The organism is uncultured Victivallis sp., from assembly GCF_944391105.1.
GTDB lineage: Bacteria > Verrucomicrobiota > Lentisphaeria > Victivallales > Victivallaceae > Victivallis.
This window is the reverse complement of the sequence record NZ_CALXSK010000062.1, coordinates 1-15,346: the sequence shown is the minus strand read 5'-3', so window position 1 is coordinate 15,346 and position 15,346 is coordinate 1. Positions and strand designations below refer to the sequence as shown.

Genomic DNA, 15,346 nt, shown 5'->3' with positions numbered 1-15,346 from the left:
TGAGGATTTTACTCAATTCAAACTCGTAAAAAATTGAGTTTTTCCCGGCATCGAAGTGGAATTTTATCATAGGAGAGTCTCATGAAACATCTGATATTTGCCGTGATTGCATTTTCCTGTTGCGCGGGATGCGCCACACTCGAAAACAAAGCCGTGGCGCTCGGCAGCGGCGTCGACGCATTCAAACTCGAAACGACAGGGAGCATTTCAAGCGGAACGCTGCTCCCGAACATTATCGCGGGCGGTGCCGTGAACACGCTTGCGACCGCTCCGGTGATTCAGCCGGGGAGCACAACGCAAATCGTGTTCGTCAAAACGCGCCGAACCAGCTTTTTCGGAGAGCTCTTCGGGATCGACGCGAGCACGGAATCCGTGAGCTACATCGGTTCTCCGGGAGAGAGCGCCGCCGAAACCTCCACCCGTTTCGAGGCGTTTTCCAAACTCAAGTGATCGGCCTCATACTCTTGCCCCCCGAATGCATTTTTTCCCATTTTTCTGCAATCGGGGGTTGCTTTTTTTCTTGAGATATGGTATAATTAAAATAAAGATACACCGATACAGTATTTAGAGGGTTTGGGATGAGCGGCGGAAAACTGGAAACTGCGAACGGGGAACGGGAAGCACATTACGTACGGCTGGCGCGTCATCTCCGCAACCGTCTGGGAGACGGACTATCAGCGGACGGAAGGCTGCCGAGCTACCGAACTCTGGCAGATGAATTTTCAGTGAGCATCGGAGTGGTGCAGCGTGCGATGGAACTGCTGCGCCAGGAGTCGCTTGTACAGATTCATCACGGCAAAAGCGGGCGGATCGTACCCGGAAAAAGCGTCCAGCCTGAGATTGCCAAGTATGGAATGATCCACCCTTATACCCCGGGAAATGACTTTGAGCGCAATCTGATCGCGATAGCGTCGGATGTGTTCGACCGGGAATGCAATCATGCTGTGCCGATTGTCCGCTCTTCCAACGGGAGTTCAGCAAGGGAACGCGAACTGGCTGAAACCATGGTTTACAACGGTGTGCGCGGGATGCTGCTCTCGCCGGAAAACGAAAGTGCGAATGCGACCTATTTCCAGGAACTGGCGCGGCGCATTCCGGTGATGTTAATCGACCAGCCGCTGGGTGATGCGGATCTGCCGCTGGTCATGTTCGATTACGCCGCTGCGGGGGAAGAAATCGGGCGCAAAATCAGGCGTTCCGGACGCAGGCGGACGCTTCTGCTGCTCAATGAAAAGACCAACAGCAGCATCGAAGCGCTGACGGCGAATATAAGTGAACATGTGACAACGTTTGCGTTCCGGGCACCGCTGTTCCGCATGGCCGCACGGGTGAAACAGCGGGACTTCGCCTTGTTCGACACAATCCGCGAACGACTGCTCAAAGAGCTTGAAGCCTGCGAAGCAGACTCCGTCTTTTCTCCATTTGACATTCTGCTGGACCATCTGGTCTGCCTTGAAATGCCGCCGGAACTCCGTGCCCGACTGCAATGTGCCGCCATCCGCGGAGATCGCCTGGAATGGCACAGTCGCAACTACTGCGACAGTGGAGTCTGGGAGTGGAGCGCCAGTCATACCGATCTGATTCGTCGTGCGGTGGAACGTCTGAACCGGTGGCAATTCAGCCATCAGATGCCGAGAGGTGTACGGAAAATCAAATTGAAAGAAGTGAAGTGAAGTGAAGTGAAACCGTTTAAAACCAACCGAAAGGATGAGAAAATGGATCGTCGTTCCCTTTTTACATTGATTGAATTACTTGTGGTGATTGCGATTATCGCCATTCTGGCGGCAATGCTGCTTCCGGCGCTGAATCAGGCGCGCAACCGGGCCAAAACGGCTTCATGCGTCAACAATCTCAAGCAGATCGGGCTGGGATTTGCACAGTATTTCGGTGATAACGATGATGTGCTGCCGCCGCTGGACACCGGCAGTGCCAATGCGCCCCCGAGCTGGACGAGTTACCTGATGGGACCGAATCCAAACGTACCGTCAACGCCGTGGACGAACGGTTATCAGTTTTCCGGCGGTCAATATGTCACGAACGCCGTGCTGCGCTGTCCAGCTCAACCGGGAGATTTCGACATGGTTGGGACCAAGGCTCAATGCTGGTGGATGAACGCGCCGCACTACGCCGTACTTCACACGGTTTTTGTCCGGGCCGGAACGGCGGTAAAACTCTCCCGAATCAAGCAACTTCAGGCGAAATTCCTGCTGGTCGACATTCAAGGTGTCAAAAATGACGAAACTTTTGCAGATGGAGGTGGATTGCGTTGGCGTCCCGACCAGGGACCGAGTCCGGATTGGCCAACCGTCTCACCCCGTCATGGCAGTTCCGCCAACGCGCTTTACTTCGGAGGGAATGTTTCCATCCATCCGACCGGCAATGCAATGCCGTACAACGTGGATCCATTCCGCACCGATTCCGACAGCGGAATTCACTGGAAAAACTGAACATCAGGAGAGAAAACGAGTATGAGAGTTCGAGTTCATCCATCTTTCTTTTTGCTACCGCTGCTGTTCCTGTGCGGTACGATTGCGGCAGAAACGGCGGGGCCGGTCGAGGTGAACCTCAGCGCGCCGGAAGTCAGAGGACAGTTGAACAACAAAACCAGGAGGATCACCGAAGCGGGCGACCTCGAATTCCGCCACGATTCCGCAATCAAAAGCTGGACGGGAATTCCGCTTGATCCGGCGCAGCTCGCCGGTCGTGAACTGCTCTTTTCGATCGGCGTCGAAGCGGAGGATCTGCCCGAATCCGTGAAAAACGGGGACGGCATCCTCGTTCAGATCCACTATGTTGCCGCGAACGGGAAAGAACAGTTCCTGCGTCTGCCAATTCCGAACAAAAACGGCGCGATGTCTCGCCACACGCTCAAGATTGCATTCCCGGAAGGGATCCGGAAAGCGGGCCTCGACCTCGCACTGCTGAATGTTGCGGGCAAAGTTCGATTCCACGCGCCCGGGTTTCGCGAAGTACGTCCTGCGGAAACGTTTCAGACCTGCACCGTCACCGGAACCCTCGACCGGGAAAACGCTCTGTATGAAGCGGGAGAACCGATGATCTTCCGATTCCGGATTCTCGACAACGGCAAGCCGGTATCCGGACGCGTCCGGCTCATTCGGGCGGGAGACGACGGCAAAACCGAAGTGCGGACACTCGACGTCGATGCGGAAAAGCCGCTCGAATTCCGCAGTTCGCTCAACTGTCCCGGCTACGTGATGGTTCGTGCCATGTTGCTGGGGGATGACGGCGAACCGGTGCAACGCATTCCGCGTCCCGGCATCGGCCCCCGTCCGGTTCAGTACGGACTGGCCGGAGGCGTCGCGCCGGAAAAACTGCAACAAGGCAGACCGGAGCCCGCGGATTTCGACGCCTTCTGGCGGGAGGAACTCGCGAAACTGGCCGGTGTTCCGCTCAAAGTGCTTGAAAAAAAATCCGTGGAATCCGGTGAGAAAGTCGAGGTATTCGATGTCAAACTCTCCTGCGTCGGCGACCGACCGGTCTCAGGCTATCTCACCATGCCGAAATCTGCCGCGAAAGGGGAGAAATTCCCGGTTCGTCTGCGATTTGACGGTTACTCGGTCCAGAGTGCGCCGCTCTATCGCGATGAAGACGTCATCACCTTTTCCATCAATCCGCACGGGATCGAAAACGGCCGTGAAAACGCCTACTACCGGGAGCTTCAAAGCAGCATTCTGGCCGGATACGGTTTCCGAAACGAAGAAAACCAGTCGCCGCTGACGACTTATTTTCACGATATGATTCTGCGCGGCGTGCGCGCGGCTGAATTCGTCAAAACTCTGCCGGAGTGGGACGGCAAACATTTTGAGATCACCGGTGGCAGTCAGGGGGCGTTTCAATCCGCCGCAGTCGCAGCTCTGACGAAGGGTGCCACGAAATGTTTTCTGCAGATTCCATGGTTCTGTGATCTCTGGGGAATTGAAGTCGGGCGGGTTCGCGGCTGGCGGCCTGATCCGGCGCCGGGGCTGCTCTACTATGACACGGTGAATTTCGCCCGCAGGATCCACTGTCCGGTCAAAATCGATGCGGGACTTTCCGACTGGGTCTGCCCTCCCTCGGGGGTGCGGATTCTCTACAACAACCTCCCCGGTCCGAAAGAGCTGGTCTTTCTTCAAGGTCTTGACCATGCGGTCTACTTCGGGTTCGACCGGAACACAACGCCGCGCGTCGTCGTGAAGGAGGAGGGCAAATGAAACTCTTTGCAGCAGCCTGGCTTGGGATTGTGTGTTTTGCCCTGTCATTTCCGGCGGGAAGCGCCGAGCCACGCATTCTCTGGGAGTGGAATACGGAAAACTCTTCCATTCCCGCCGGAGCCGAACTGATTCGGCAGCCGGGAGAAAAACCGTTCCTGCGGGTGCGGGGTCCGGAAGCCCCCGCCTTCCCCATCGACGGTGCTCTGCTCAAGGGGAAGATGGTGACGGTCGAAGGCGTTGTTCGTGGAGAGAAGCTCGGTCAGGAATTCGGCGACTGTCTGAAACTCGTCCCGAACTATCGTCCCTTCGACAAATATCGGGAGAACTGGGGCTACCGCCCCGGGCCCCCCGTTCCGCGCGAAAAGAGCGGCTGGGAGCGGCACGCGGGTTCGTGGCGGATCCCCCCTTATGCGGGAGATTTCAAGCTCGTGCTCGCTGATGCGGGAAAGAACGGTCTGGCCGAATACCTCGAGATCCGGATTCTGGAGGTTCCCGCGCCTGAACCGCCATCCCCCGGTTTGAACCGCGCCCCGTTACAGAAAACGCCGAAATACCGCGGCGCAATGGCGGGAGCGCTGAAGGATGAGGAGGATTTCCGCATATTTGCCGAAGAGTTCGGCGGGAATCTGCTCCGGTGGCAGTTTCTGCAGGGTGGGCCGGCCGTATTCCAGACCACGGAACGGTATCTTGCCTGGGGACGCGACCGAATCGCGGAGCTTAAACAGGTGTTGCCGTACTGTCATAAGTACAAAATCAAGGTGGTGATCGATCTTCATCGTTCTCCGGGGGAGATGAACGCAATCAACAACAATCTCGGACTCTGGACGGCGGAACGCCAGCAGGCAGTCGTACTTCTCTGGCGGGAGATCGCAGCAGCGTTCAAGGGAGACTCCGCGATCTACGGATACGATCTGGTCAACGAACCAATCGACAAGGTGTACGACGTCCGCTCGGATGCGCTGGACTGGGATCGATTCGCAGAAAAACTCGCCCGTGAGATCCGGGCGATCGACCCGGACACGCCGATCATCGTGGCGACCTCCTACAATCCCCGGCCGATCAATCTGCCGAACATCATCTACTCGCCTCACTTCTACGAGCCCGGCGAATATACGCATCAGGGGATTCGCGGACGGGCGATGGTCGGCCCATATCCGGACCCCTCGAAGGGGTGGAATCGGGAGTGGCTCCGGCTCATGGCTGAACCGACCCGTCAGTTCCAGCTCAAATACAACGTTCCGATTTATGTCGGCGAGTTCGGCGTCATCCGCTGGGCTCCGGGAGGTGCGCAATGGCTCGATGACTGGATTTCGATCTTCGAGGAGTACGGGTGGGACTGGAGTTATCACGCTTACCGGGAGTGGTCCGGCTGGAGCGTGGAACACTCCGATGACAAAACCATTGAGCAGCCGGTCGGCGACACGGCGCGCGGCCAGGTTATCCGCAAATATTTCAGGCGGAACCAACGCTGACTGCGCGCAGCGGAAATGTATTTCAGCATTCCATGACCCGGTTGTCCGCGAGGACGGCTGGTTTGTGGCGCATGCTGTCGGCCTCCGAAAGCGCGCGGATCACATGGCACGGATTCCCGGCGGCGAACGTGTGCGGCGGAACGTCGCGCGTTACGACGCTTCCCGCACCGATCACGCAACCGTCGCCGATCGTCACGCCGGGGCAGACAACGACGTTCGCTCCGAACCAGCAGTTGCTGCCGATCCGGACCGGCTTCGCGTAGCAGAACCGTTTCGGATTGCCCTCGCCGTCAAGCATGAGCCTCCGTTCATCCGGCAGCATCGGGTGGAGCGGCGTGACGATGGTCAGATTCGGGCCGAAGTTGTTGTCGTCGCCGATCGTGACCTGCGCATCGTCCTGAATCGTCAGATTGTAGTTGAAGAAACAGCGTTTCCCGATCCGCGTGTGCACGCCGTAGTGGAAGAAGACCGGCCCCTGCAGGAAACTCCCCTCCCCGAACTCGGCGACCATCTGCCGGATGATTTCCGCCCGGAGTTCAGTTTCGTCCTCGGCGGTGCGGCTGTAGGCGGCGCTGAGCTTGTGAGAGCGCAACTTGATCGCCTTGAGTTCCGGATCGCCCGGATTGAACAGGATTCCGGCAAATATCTTTTCTTCTTCCCTCATTTCCATATCCTCGTTTTCATGATTCTGCGATGCTGTGCAGAATAATATACAGCCGCATTCGAGAAATAAAAGTCCCGAAAAAGGCGGGATTCCGGCAAAAAGTATTGCCACAGCTCAGGTGACGGAAATGAACAGAAACAGTTCCGTTTCCCAGAACCGCGGTCGGAAGTTTTGCGCCCGGAATTGAAATTCCCCGCTTTCCGGTGTATGGTATAAAATACACTTTTTTTCAATCACCGAATGGAATCTTTGTCATCATGTCACGACTTTCCGAACTGGCCGCACGTCTGGAGGACGAACTGCAGAATTCCGTCGTCCCGTTCTGGGTTCAACACTCCGTCGACCGCGAAAACGGCGGATTCTTCAACTCCCTCGACCGCGAAGGCAACTGTTACGATCCGCTCAAATCCACCGCGATGCAGTGGCGCAACGTCTACATGTTCGCCGCACTGTACAATTCCGAATACAAGCGGGACGAGTTCCTCGAACTCGCGCTCCACGGCTTCCGTCTCTGCGAAAAACTGCGCGAACCGGACGGCAACTATATCCCCATCTGCGACGCCGCCGGCAACCCCGCTTTCCGCATGGGCGGCAGGCGCGGCGGCGGCCCCGGCCCCATGAAGGCGATGACCTGCATCTACGCCGGATGCGCGTGCGCCGAACTCTTCCGCGCAACCGGTGAGGAGCGTTTCCGCGCCGAAGCGCAGAGCTGTTTCGACTGCTTCACTTCCGCACTCGCGCAATCCGAGCAGAATTCGGCCGATTCGCGGGTTCCTGCCATGCGCGTGCGCGGATGCTACATGCACCTCTGTCACCTCTGCCGTACGATGATCGTCAACGGCTGCGAATTTGCGGACGGCCGTGTGAATGCCACGCTGCGGAAAACCTTTGACGTGCTCCCGACCTTCTTCTGCGCCGAAGCCGGGCGGTGGCTGGAACGCACGCCGGTTTCCGGAGGATTTCTGCTTGACAGCTCCTTCTTCCGCAACGTCCTGCCCGGCCATGACTTCGAGATGATGTGGTTCCTCGCGCAGGGGGCGGAACTCGCGGGAGAACAAAAGCTCCTTGCAAAGATTCCGGAGTGGACGCGTCAAATCTACTCTTATGCGCACGACCTCGAATTCGGCGGAGTGTACGGATTCATGGATGCTCTCGACTGCCCGGTCTTCGAGGGGAAGGACATGATCAAAAACTGGTGGCCTCACAATGAGGCCATGCTCGCGGCGGCCTACTCCTACCGGATTTCCGGCGACACATGGTTTCTTCAGATGTTCGACGAAGTCGATCAATGGAGCACGGAACACTTCCGTGATCCCGAATTCGGCGAATGGTACGGCATCGTCCGATTCGACGGAAGCGTGCGCAACGGATTCAAGGGGTCGCTCTCCAAGACCTTCTTCCACGTGCCGCGCGCGCTCTTCAACTGCATCCGGGTCTTCCGGGAAGCGGACGCCGCGAATGGCGGAACTACTTTTGTCCGGGCGGAATGAAGCAGTAGACGTAGGCGTCCTTCTTCGGCGTTCCGGCGAGCGCCCGGAACCATCCCGGGAGTGCGCGTTCCTCCTCGATCCGCACCTCAGGCGTCATCGGGAATCCCGACTCCGCAAGGCGCTTGAGGAACTTCGGACGACGGTTCGGGCGGCCGTCAAACAGGATCACCGCCCCCTTTGCCCGGATCTCCTCCTCATCGATCCACTGACTGAACTCCGGATTCGCGGAAAAGTAGGCCTGCGGCCGATCGGGAGAGTAGACCGCGACGTTGCATGATTCGCGCCGTTTGCCGATTACGAACGGCAGCGGCGTGCCGTAACGCGTGCGCCACTCTTCCGTAACGCGCAAAGCGAGCGCTTTCCCCGGAAAATTCTCATAATCGCATCCACGTTTCCGATACGGCTGCTGCCAGAGGCTCCGCCCCGCAAAAACCGCGGCGAACACCACCCACATTATGATGATGAATCCCACAAAGCACCTCAGACTGAACCGATTGATGTATGGCCGGAACCACAGCACCAGAAAGAGCCCGAGCATCGGGAAACACGGCACCACCCATGAATAATTCACCGAACCGCCCGAAATGAACGAGAAGAGCAGCGTGAACGCAAAAGGCCCCCATGCGAGAATCGCCACAAACCGCCGGTCGAACGTGGCAGACTTGAGCGTTTCATCTCTCCGGAAAAAGAGCACGAAAAACGGAATCAGCGGCACGATCAGCACCGAGAGCGTCCGCGACAGACAGCGCAACGGATACTTCAAAAATCGTCTGAGAGAAAATTCAAACGCCCGCGCCCCGTCGCCAAGCGACGCGCGGCCGAACGCGTAACGGAACGCAACCATGTCGTTTTCCGCCAGCCAGATGAAATTCGGCAGGGAAATCAAAACAAAAATCAATGCTCCGAGGTAAGGCCCGGGCATCCGGAACGCCCGCCTCCCCTCCGGTGTCGCCACCATCACGAGGAACATCGAAGCGAACAGCACCGCCACATAGTACTTCACCATGAAGCAGCATCCGGCGAGCAATCCGACCAGCAGCCAGTTTCCGATGCGGTTACCATCTTTCAACGCCTTGTGAAAGAAGAGGATCAAAAGCGGCCAGAACCCGAGTTCCATCACGTCGTCGCAAAGCTCGACCGATTTGATTCCGTAGTAGTTCACTCCGAGCAGAAAAAGAACGGCGAGAAACGCCCCCGCCTCCGTCGTCATGCGCCGCCCGAGTTTCCAGACGCACGCGAGCCCCGCAAGGACGAACACCTGACTCAAAAGATAACTGTTCCAGAGACTGTTCCCGGTAAGCAGACTGCCGAGATAGCCGATCCAGGCGCCGAGGTACGGATTCTTATCGTAACCGAACTGGAAGTGACTGCCCCAGATGATGTTTTCCGGCACGTCGATGAACACGTTGTCAAGCACAGCCAGCGGCAGCAGAAACCAGCATACACTCCAGAGAGAGAGCAGAACGATGAGCTTTTTCTTCCCATATTCTCCTCTCTCCGGCGATTGGAACGCCGAACGCGGCAGAACCGCGGTCAACCGGGAGGACAGTCCGGCGCAAAGGCTGGAAAGATTGTTCCGCATGGTCAGTTCCTGCTGTTGCGTAAAAATTCTGGAAACAGCGCAATATAACGCATTTTCCCGAAAAAGCAAGCCGTAAAACGGAATTCCCGTCCCACGTTCCCGGCCTTTCTGCTTGACGGCGGGCGCGCGCGAGAGTATATTAATGGAACATTATATCTTCATATTGAGAGAACACATCGGCAGGAACACTATGACTCGTCACGCACTCGCGTTCCGGCAGCTCTGGCTGCTCACCGCGATTCATTTCACGGTTGACATGCTCTCCGGGACGCTGCCCGGCTTTCTGCCGCAACTCCGGAAGGAGTACGGATTGTCGCTCGTGACTGGAACCGCGCTGCTGACGCTCTGCAGTTTCAGTTCCAACGGAATCCAGGTATGGGCGGGAACACTGCGCAAATCCGCCAGACGCCCGATGCTCGTCCAGCTCGGACTTGTGCTCTCGTGCGCAATCTGTCTGGTCTGTCTCACACCGCACACGGCACCGGCACTTTTTCTGACGCTGCTCGTGCTGGTTCTCGGTATCGGCGTGGCATTCACGCACCCGGAGGGACTGCGCGGCATCTGTGCGCTGCCGGAGAACTCGGTCACGCCCGCGGTGGCGACGTCGCTCTTCATGCTGGCCGGATTCTCCGGCTATGCGACCGGTCCGCTGCTGGGGGGATTGCTCGTGCAGTATCTCGGATTCCCGGGGCTGCTGCTGCTGATCGTGCCGGTGGGGTTGCTGCTTTTGTTGTTTCACCGGGCGCGGGTGCGTCTTGCGCTCGACGAAAAGAGCGCCGGAGCGGAATGCAAAACGCAGTTCGTTCACGCCGGGGCGGTTCAGCCGCGCATCACGTTCCGCGAACTCTTCTGGCTGGCGGTTCTCATCAACACGGGATGCTGCATCATCCAGGGGCTGCTGCCGAGCTACCTTGCCGAGCTCGATTTTTCACTCGGCTTCGGCGGCCTCTCCGGAACGCTCTTCGGACTTGGCGCGGGGCTGGGCGCATTCGGCACGAGTTTCCTCATCCGCCGCGTCCCGGTGATCCGCTGCCTGACGTATGAAATTCTGCTTGGGATCCCGGTGCTCGTCTGTTATCTGCTTCTTGCCGGGAACGCCGCGGCGGCGGCACTCGTTCCGTTCGCCGGAGTGCTGGTCGGGGCGGGATTCCCGCAGCTGGTCGTTCTCGCCCGGACCGCCCCCGGCAAGCTCGCACTCGGCGCCCGCATGGGGATGATCGTCGGCGGGAGCTGGGGAATCGCCGGAATCGCACTGCTGCTCGCCGGCGTGATCGGCAGATACTTCATGCTCCGGAGCGCGATGTTTCTCGCGCCGGCGGCGTTTGCCGGAGCGCTCTGCATGCTGCTGATTCTCGGAAGGCGCGGCGGAAAAACATCATCCGTGGATACAATCAGAAGAGGAATTTCATCATGAATATACTGTTCATCGGCGACGTGGTCGGCAAGGGGGGGCGCGAGGCGGTCCGGCAGCTCGTACCTGAACTGCGCCGGGAATTCAACTGTCAGTTCGTCGTGGTCAACGCCGAAAATGCCGCCGCGGGATCGGGGCTGACCTCCGGCTGTGCGAAGGAGCTGCTCGAAGTCGCCGATGTGCTCACCACCGGCGACCACGTCTGGGATCAGCGCGGATTCGACGCCGAGATCGATCGGTTCGACCGGGTGCTGCGCCCTGCGAATCTGCAGAAGGGACAGCCGGGCCGCGGCTGGGGAGTATTCCGCAATCCGGCCGGCGGCGAGGTCGCGGTCATCAACCTTCAGGGGAAAGTGTTCATGCGCGAATCGGCCTACAACCCGTTCGAGACGGTCGAGGAGATCCTCGCAAAGGAACTGCCGAAAACCGTGAACACGATTCTTGTCGACTTCCATGCCGAAGCGACCAGCGAAAAACTCGCGATGGGTTACCTTCTCGACGGCCGCGTGACCGCCGTGCTCGGGACTCACACCCACGTGCCGACCGCGGATGCGCTTGTGCTCCCTGGCGGAACCGCCCGCCAGACCGACGTCGGCATGACCGGAGCCGCAACCAGTGTGCTCGGACGCGAGGTGAAGGATGTTCTCTACAAATTCACCACCGGCATGCCGAACCGGCTCGCCGTCGTGGAAAAAGGTGCGATCCGGCTCGACGGAACGATCGTCACCTACGACTACCGGACCGGGCGCGCTTCGGCGATCCGCCCGCTCTCACGCGAAATCAACATCTAATTCAATCCACCGTATGGAGAATGCAGGGAATGAGCGAAATCAAATTTGATCCGGTCGAGGAGCTGGTTGCAGACATCAGGGCCGGCAAGATGGTTATCATCACCGATGACGAACACCGCGAAAACGAGGGGGATCTTGTCCTCGCCGCCGCACACGTCACGCCGGAGGCGATCACCTTCATGGCGACGCACGCGCGCGGATTGATCTGTGCGCCGCTGACGGCGGAACGAGCGGCGGAGCTGAATCTCTCGACTCCCGCCTCGCTCTCGGATCCATTCGGAACGGCGTTCACGCAGAGCGTCGATGCGCGGCGCGGGACGACGACGGGAATCTCCGCCTTCGACCGGGCGAAAACGGTCCAGGCCCTGATCGACCCGGCGACCGCGCCGGGAGACTTCATCTCGCCGGGGCATCTCTTTCCGCTCATCGCGCGTCCCGGCGGGGTGCTGCGCCGGGCCGGGCACACGGAGGCGGCGGTCGATCTCGCGCGTCTCGCGGGGCTGACACCCGCGGGCGTCATCTGCGAAATCATGAATGACGACGGCACGATGGCGCGGGTCCCGCAGCTCGACGAATTCCGGAAAAAATACCACCTCAAATGGGGAACGGTCGCGGATCTCATCGCCTATCGCAGGCGCCATGAGCATCTGATCATCCGCGGAGAAAGCGCGCGGCTGCCGACCGTATTCGGGGAGTTCCGGATCACGCCGTACCGCACGAAGGTCGATTCGTTCGAACATCTCGCGCTGGTTTACGGGGACGTGAAGGATCAGGAGAACGTGCTCGTGCGCGTTCACAGCGAATGCCTCACGGGCGATGTGTTCGGCTCCTCCCGCTGCGACTGCGGCGAACAGCTGCACGCCGCGATGCGGCAGGTTGTCGAGAACGGATCCGGTGTGATCGTCTATCTGCGCCAGGAGGGGCGCGGCATCGGGATCTTCAACAAGATCCACGCGTACAAACTTCAGGACGAAGGGTGCGACACGGTCGAGGCGAATGAACAGCTCGGCTTCCCCGCCGACCTGCGCGAATACGGCATCGGGGTACAGATTCTGCTTGATCTGGGCGTAAAATCCGTGCGGCTGCTGACCAACAACCCGAAGAAGCTCGTCGGCATTTCGGGTTACGGGCTCAAAATCACGGAACGGGTTCCGATCATCATCGAGCCGTGCCGCGAAAATGCGTTCTATCTCCGCACGAAGAAGGAACGCATGGGGCATATGATCTGAGGCTTTGACGCAAGGAGAGAGCTGCATGGAAACCGTCGTGATGTCCTTCTGCGGACTTTGTCTGCTGCTTGTGCTGGGGAAACTTGTCCGCACCGCCGTTCCGCTTTTTCAGCGGCTCTATCTGCCAGCCTCGGTGATCGGTGGACTGCTCGGTCTGCTCTGGATCAACACGCTCGGAAAAAACATGGCTCCGGAGTGGCACAGCAGCTGGGGGGCGTTGCCGGGATTTCTCATCAACATCGTCTTCGCCGCGCTCTTCATCGGGGCGAAGATCCCGAAGATGAAAACCATCTGGAACGAAGCGGCTCCGCAGCTCTGCATGGGACAATTGCTCGCATGGGGGCAGTATGTGATCGGGCTCGGGCTTGCGGCTGTTCTTCTCATTCCGCTTTTCGGGGTGAACAAGGCGTTCGGAAATCTGCTTGAAATCGGTTTCGAGGGGGGGCATGGGACCGTTGCCGGACTGACCCGGACGTTCGAAGATTTCGGCTGGGAGGCGGGCATCGCACTCGGATACACGATGGCGACGATCGGCATGGTGCTCGGAATCACGCTCGGCATGGCGCTCATCAACCTCGCGGTTCGGCGCGGATGGGTTCAGAATGTCCGCACCTTCCGCGAGCAGACCCCGCACGAACGGATCGGCATCTATCCGAAACACGCGCAGCCTCCGGCGGGGAAACAGACCGTCCAGAGCGAATCGATCGATTCGCTTGCACTGCACATTGCGGCGCTCGGGATGGCGGTTCTGATCGGCTACGGTCTTCAGCAGTTGCTCGCATATTCGAACCGGTTCATGCCGGAGTGCGTGCAAAATCTGAAGATTCTCACAAGTTTTCCGCTTTTTCCGCTCTGTCTGATCGGCGGGCTGATCCTTCAGAAATTCCTGCTGCTGGTGCGGCTCGATTCACTCGTCGACCAGGGACAGATCCAGCGGCTCGGCGGAGCGTCGCTGGATTTCCTTGTGGTTGCGGCGGTCGCTTCGATCCGGCTCGACTTCGTACTGGCTTACTGGATGCCGCTTTTGATCCTCGCAATCGGCGGAACGGCGTGGAGCATCTTCATGGTGCTTTACATCGCGCCGCGGCTCTTCGAAGAGGCGTGGTTTGAACGGTCGATCGCGGAGTTCGGCCAGGGACTCGGCGTCACGGCGACCGGATTGCTGCTGCTGCGCACGGTCGATCCGGACAACAACACGCCGGCGGCCGCAAGTTTCGGTTACAAACAGCTGCTGCACGAACCGATCATGGGCGGCGGCATCTGGACGTCGCTCGCACTCGTGCTGGTCTTTACGCGCGGCATCGGCGAGGTTTGGCTGATCTCCGCCGGAATGCTGATTTTCTGGCTGCTGTTCTGGCGGTTTGTGCTCAGAAGGCGAAAAAAAACCGCAAAGGTGGAGATTTTTCACAAAACCCGTTGACATCGTATTGAACGGGCTTTATATTTTTTTTAAACCATCGGCCTGACATCGGGGGGAAGAGATTATGAATACACGCATCATCACCATCAGCCGCGAATTCGGCAGCGGCGGAAGAACCGTCGGCAAACTCGTCGCCGAACGGCTCGGCATCGCCTGCTACGACAAGGAGCTTGTCGCAAAGATCGCCAAAGAGAGCGGTCTCGCCGAGCAGTTCATCCTTGAGAACGGCGAATACGCCGAGTCGGCCAACGCGTTCCTCTTCAACTGGGCGCTGGGAACCGGTCTCGACGGAGGCGTGCTGCCGATCTCCGACCAGCTCTACATCATTCAGCACAACATCATCCGCAACCTCGCCGAGAAGGAGTCCTGCGTCATCGTCGGGCGCTGCGCCGATTACATCCTGCGCGAACGGACCGACTGTCTGAACACGTTCATCCATGCGAGCATGGAGTTCCGCATCAAGCAGATCACGCAGCATTACGGAGAAACTCCGGCAAAACCCGAAAAGTTTCTCCGCGACCGCGACAAGAAACGCCAGAACTACTATCGCCACTACACGGGGCGGCAGTGGGGCGTCGTGCAGAACTATCAGCTTGCGCTCGACAGCAGTGCGCTCGGCATTGAGGCGTGCGCCGATCTGATCGTCAAGGCGGCGGAGCTTCTCCACTGATTTTCCCTCTCAGGGGCGGCTGGAATCCCCCGGGGGTTCCGAATCGACGCCCGCGACTTCGAGCCGGAACGCAGCCGGCGAAGAGAAACCGGGAACGGTCGCATAAACCATTCTCCGATCCGCCCGAACGAGCCGGCCTTCTTCCCGGAGGAGCTCCGGAGCTGCCGGGAGAGGCGGCGCAATTGCCGATGTCTCCGGGTACCACTCCGGCGCCTCGGAGCTCTTCCCCCGCAGAAGCCGGAGCGCGCGGGGTCTCGACGCCAGCGCGACCCGGTGACTCGTGCCGCACAGTTCCAGAACCAGTTCGCTTTTTTCCGCCGGGAAGGCGTCGGAATAATCGAGTCTCCAGCAGCCGACGGGAGTTTCGTCCGTGTCATATTCAACGGCCTCACGCATCAGGAGATAC

General features: G+C 58.9%; 14 protein-coding genes. 11 read left to right on the top strand and 3 right to left on the bottom strand.

Features of this window, described 5'->3' with window-relative positions:
• Positions 1-81: 81 nt before the first annotated feature.
• The 5 genes from Q0K10_RS14580 to Q0K10_RS14560 all read left to right on the top strand — a co-directional run bounded on the left by Q0K10_RS14580 (position 82) and on the right by Q0K10_RS14560 (position 5,683).
• On the top strand, positions 82-450 hold the full coding sequence (locus Q0K10_RS14580) for a hypothetical protein (protein WP_294508509.1): 369 nt from the start codon (positions 82-84) through the stop codon (positions 448-450).
• 128 nt (positions 451-578) lie between these two features.
• Positions 579-1,673: a GntR family transcriptional regulator gene (locus tag Q0K10_RS14575; protein WP_294508506.1), complete on the top strand. Its 1,095-nt coding sequence runs from the start codon at positions 579-581 to the stop codon at positions 1,671-1,673.
• 42 nt (positions 1,674-1,715) lie between these two features.
• On the top strand, positions 1,716-2,447 hold the full coding sequence (locus Q0K10_RS14570; protein WP_294508503.1) for a type II secretion system protein: 732 nt from the start codon (positions 1,716-1,718) through the stop codon (positions 2,445-2,447).
• A gap of 21 nt (positions 2,448-2,468) precedes the next feature.
• Entirely contained in the window at positions 2,469-4,211 is a 1,743-nt protein-coding gene (locus Q0K10_RS14565) for an acetylxylan esterase (RefSeq protein WP_294508500.1), read from the top strand.
• Complete coding sequence (locus tag Q0K10_RS14560; RefSeq protein WP_294508497.1) at positions 4,208-5,683, top strand: cellulase family glycosylhydrolase; 1,476 nt, start codon at positions 4,208-4,210, stop codon at positions 5,681-5,683. Before Q0K10_RS14565 ends, Q0K10_RS14560 begins: the two co-directional genes overlap by 4 nt.
• A 22-nt stretch (positions 5,684-5,705) precedes the next feature.
• Here Q0K10_RS14560 and Q0K10_RS14555 read toward each other — a convergent pair whose 3' ends face one another.
• Entirely contained in the window at positions 5,706-6,347 is a 642-nt protein-coding gene (locus Q0K10_RS14555) for a sugar O-acetyltransferase (RefSeq protein WP_294508494.1), read from the bottom strand.
• 257 nt (positions 6,348-6,604) lie between these two features.
• Between Q0K10_RS14555 and Q0K10_RS14550 the strand changes: the two genes are divergently transcribed.
• Positions 6,605-7,837 (top strand): AGE family epimerase/isomerase, encoded by a 1,233-nt coding sequence (locus tag Q0K10_RS14550; protein ID WP_294508491.1) that lies wholly within the window; start codon positions 6,605-6,607, stop codon positions 7,835-7,837.
• Here Q0K10_RS14550 and Q0K10_RS14545 read toward each other — a convergent pair.
• Positions 7,815-9,419, bottom strand: coding sequence for a glycosyltransferase family 39 protein (locus Q0K10_RS14545; protein ID WP_294508487.1), 1,605 nt, complete (start codon positions 9,417-9,419; stop codon positions 7,815-7,817). The genes Q0K10_RS14550 and Q0K10_RS14545 overlap by 23 nt on opposite strands.
• A 190-nt stretch (positions 9,420-9,609) precedes the next feature.
• On the opposite strand from Q0K10_RS14545, the gene Q0K10_RS14540 reads away from it, so the two are divergent.
• From Q0K10_RS14540 to Q0K10_RS14520, 5 genes are all read left to right on the top strand, one after another.
• A complete protein-coding gene (locus Q0K10_RS14540; protein WP_294508484.1) occupies positions 9,610-10,833 on the top strand; it encodes an MFS transporter in 1,224 nt (407 codons plus the stop codon).
• On the top strand, positions 10,830-11,621 hold the full coding sequence (locus Q0K10_RS14535; RefSeq protein WP_294508480.1) for a TIGR00282 family metallophosphoesterase: 792 nt from the start codon (positions 10,830-10,832) through the stop codon (positions 11,619-11,621). Before Q0K10_RS14540 ends, Q0K10_RS14535 begins: the two co-directional genes overlap by 4 nt.
• 29 nt (positions 11,622-11,650) lie before the next feature.
• Positions 11,651-12,850 (top strand): bifunctional 3,4-dihydroxy-2-butanone-4-phosphate synthase/GTP cyclohydrolase II, encoded by a 1,200-nt coding sequence (locus Q0K10_RS14530; RefSeq protein ID WP_294508477.1) that lies wholly within the window; start codon positions 11,651-11,653, stop codon positions 12,848-12,850.
• 25 nt (positions 12,851-12,875) lie between these two features.
• Complete coding sequence (locus Q0K10_RS14525) at positions 12,876-14,270, top strand: sodium/glutamate symporter (protein ID WP_294508474.1); 1,395 nt, start codon at positions 12,876-12,878, stop codon at positions 14,268-14,270.
• Positions 14,271-14,334: 64 nt separating this feature from the next.
• Complete coding sequence (locus tag Q0K10_RS14520) at positions 14,335-14,940, top strand: AAA family ATPase (RefSeq protein ID WP_294508470.1); 606 nt, start codon at positions 14,335-14,337, stop codon at positions 14,938-14,940.
• A gap of 9 nt (positions 14,941-14,949) precedes the next feature.
• On the opposite strand, the gene Q0K10_RS14515 is transcribed toward Q0K10_RS14520, so the two are convergent.
• On the bottom strand, positions 14,950-15,346 hold a 397-nt coding region (locus tag Q0K10_RS14515; protein ID WP_294508467.1), incomplete at its 5' end, for a hypothetical protein.

Bases quoted from the DNA above. Each gene is read 5' to 3' on its own strand.
- Q0K10_RS14580 (WP_294508509.1), top strand. From the start codon at position 82: ATGAAACATCTGATATTTGCCGTGATTGCATTTTCCTGTTGCGCGGGA.
- Q0K10_RS14575 (WP_294508506.1), top strand. From the start codon at position 579: ATGAGCGGCGGAAAACTGGAAACTGCGAACGGGGAACGGGAAGCACAT.
- Q0K10_RS14570 (WP_294508503.1), top strand. From the start codon at position 1,716: ATGGATCGTCGTTCCCTTTTTACATTGATTGAATTACTTGTGGTGATT.
- Q0K10_RS14565 (WP_294508500.1), top strand. From the start codon at position 2,469: ATGAGAGTTCGAGTTCATCCATCTTTCTTTTTGCTACCGCTGCTGTTC.
- Q0K10_RS14560 (WP_294508497.1), top strand. From the start codon at position 4,208: ATGAAACTCTTTGCAGCAGCCTGGCTTGGGATTGTGTGTTTTGCCCTG.
- Q0K10_RS14555 (WP_294508494.1), bottom strand. From the start codon at position 6,347: ATGAGGGAAGAAGAAAAGATATTTGCCGGAATCCTGTTCAATCCGGGC.
- Q0K10_RS14550 (WP_294508491.1), top strand. From the start codon at position 6,605: ATGTCACGACTTTCCGAACTGGCCGCACGTCTGGAGGACGAACTGCAG.
- Q0K10_RS14545 (WP_294508487.1), bottom strand. From the start codon at position 9,419: ATGCGGAACAATCTTTCCAGCCTTTGCGCCGGACTGTCCTCCCGGTTG.
- Q0K10_RS14540 (WP_294508484.1), top strand. From the start codon at position 9,610: ATGACTCGTCACGCACTCGCGTTCCGGCAGCTCTGGCTGCTCACCGCG.
- Q0K10_RS14535 (WP_294508480.1), top strand. From the start codon at position 10,830: ATGAATATACTGTTCATCGGCGACGTGGTCGGCAAGGGGGGGCGCGAG.
- Q0K10_RS14530 (WP_294508477.1), top strand. From the start codon at position 11,651: ATGAGCGAAATCAAATTTGATCCGGTCGAGGAGCTGGTTGCAGACATC.
- Q0K10_RS14525 (WP_294508474.1), top strand. From the start codon at position 12,876: ATGGAAACCGTCGTGATGTCCTTCTGCGGACTTTGTCTGCTGCTTGTG.
- Q0K10_RS14520 (WP_294508470.1), top strand. From the start codon at position 14,335: ATGAATACACGCATCATCACCATCAGCCGCGAATTCGGCAGCGGCGGA.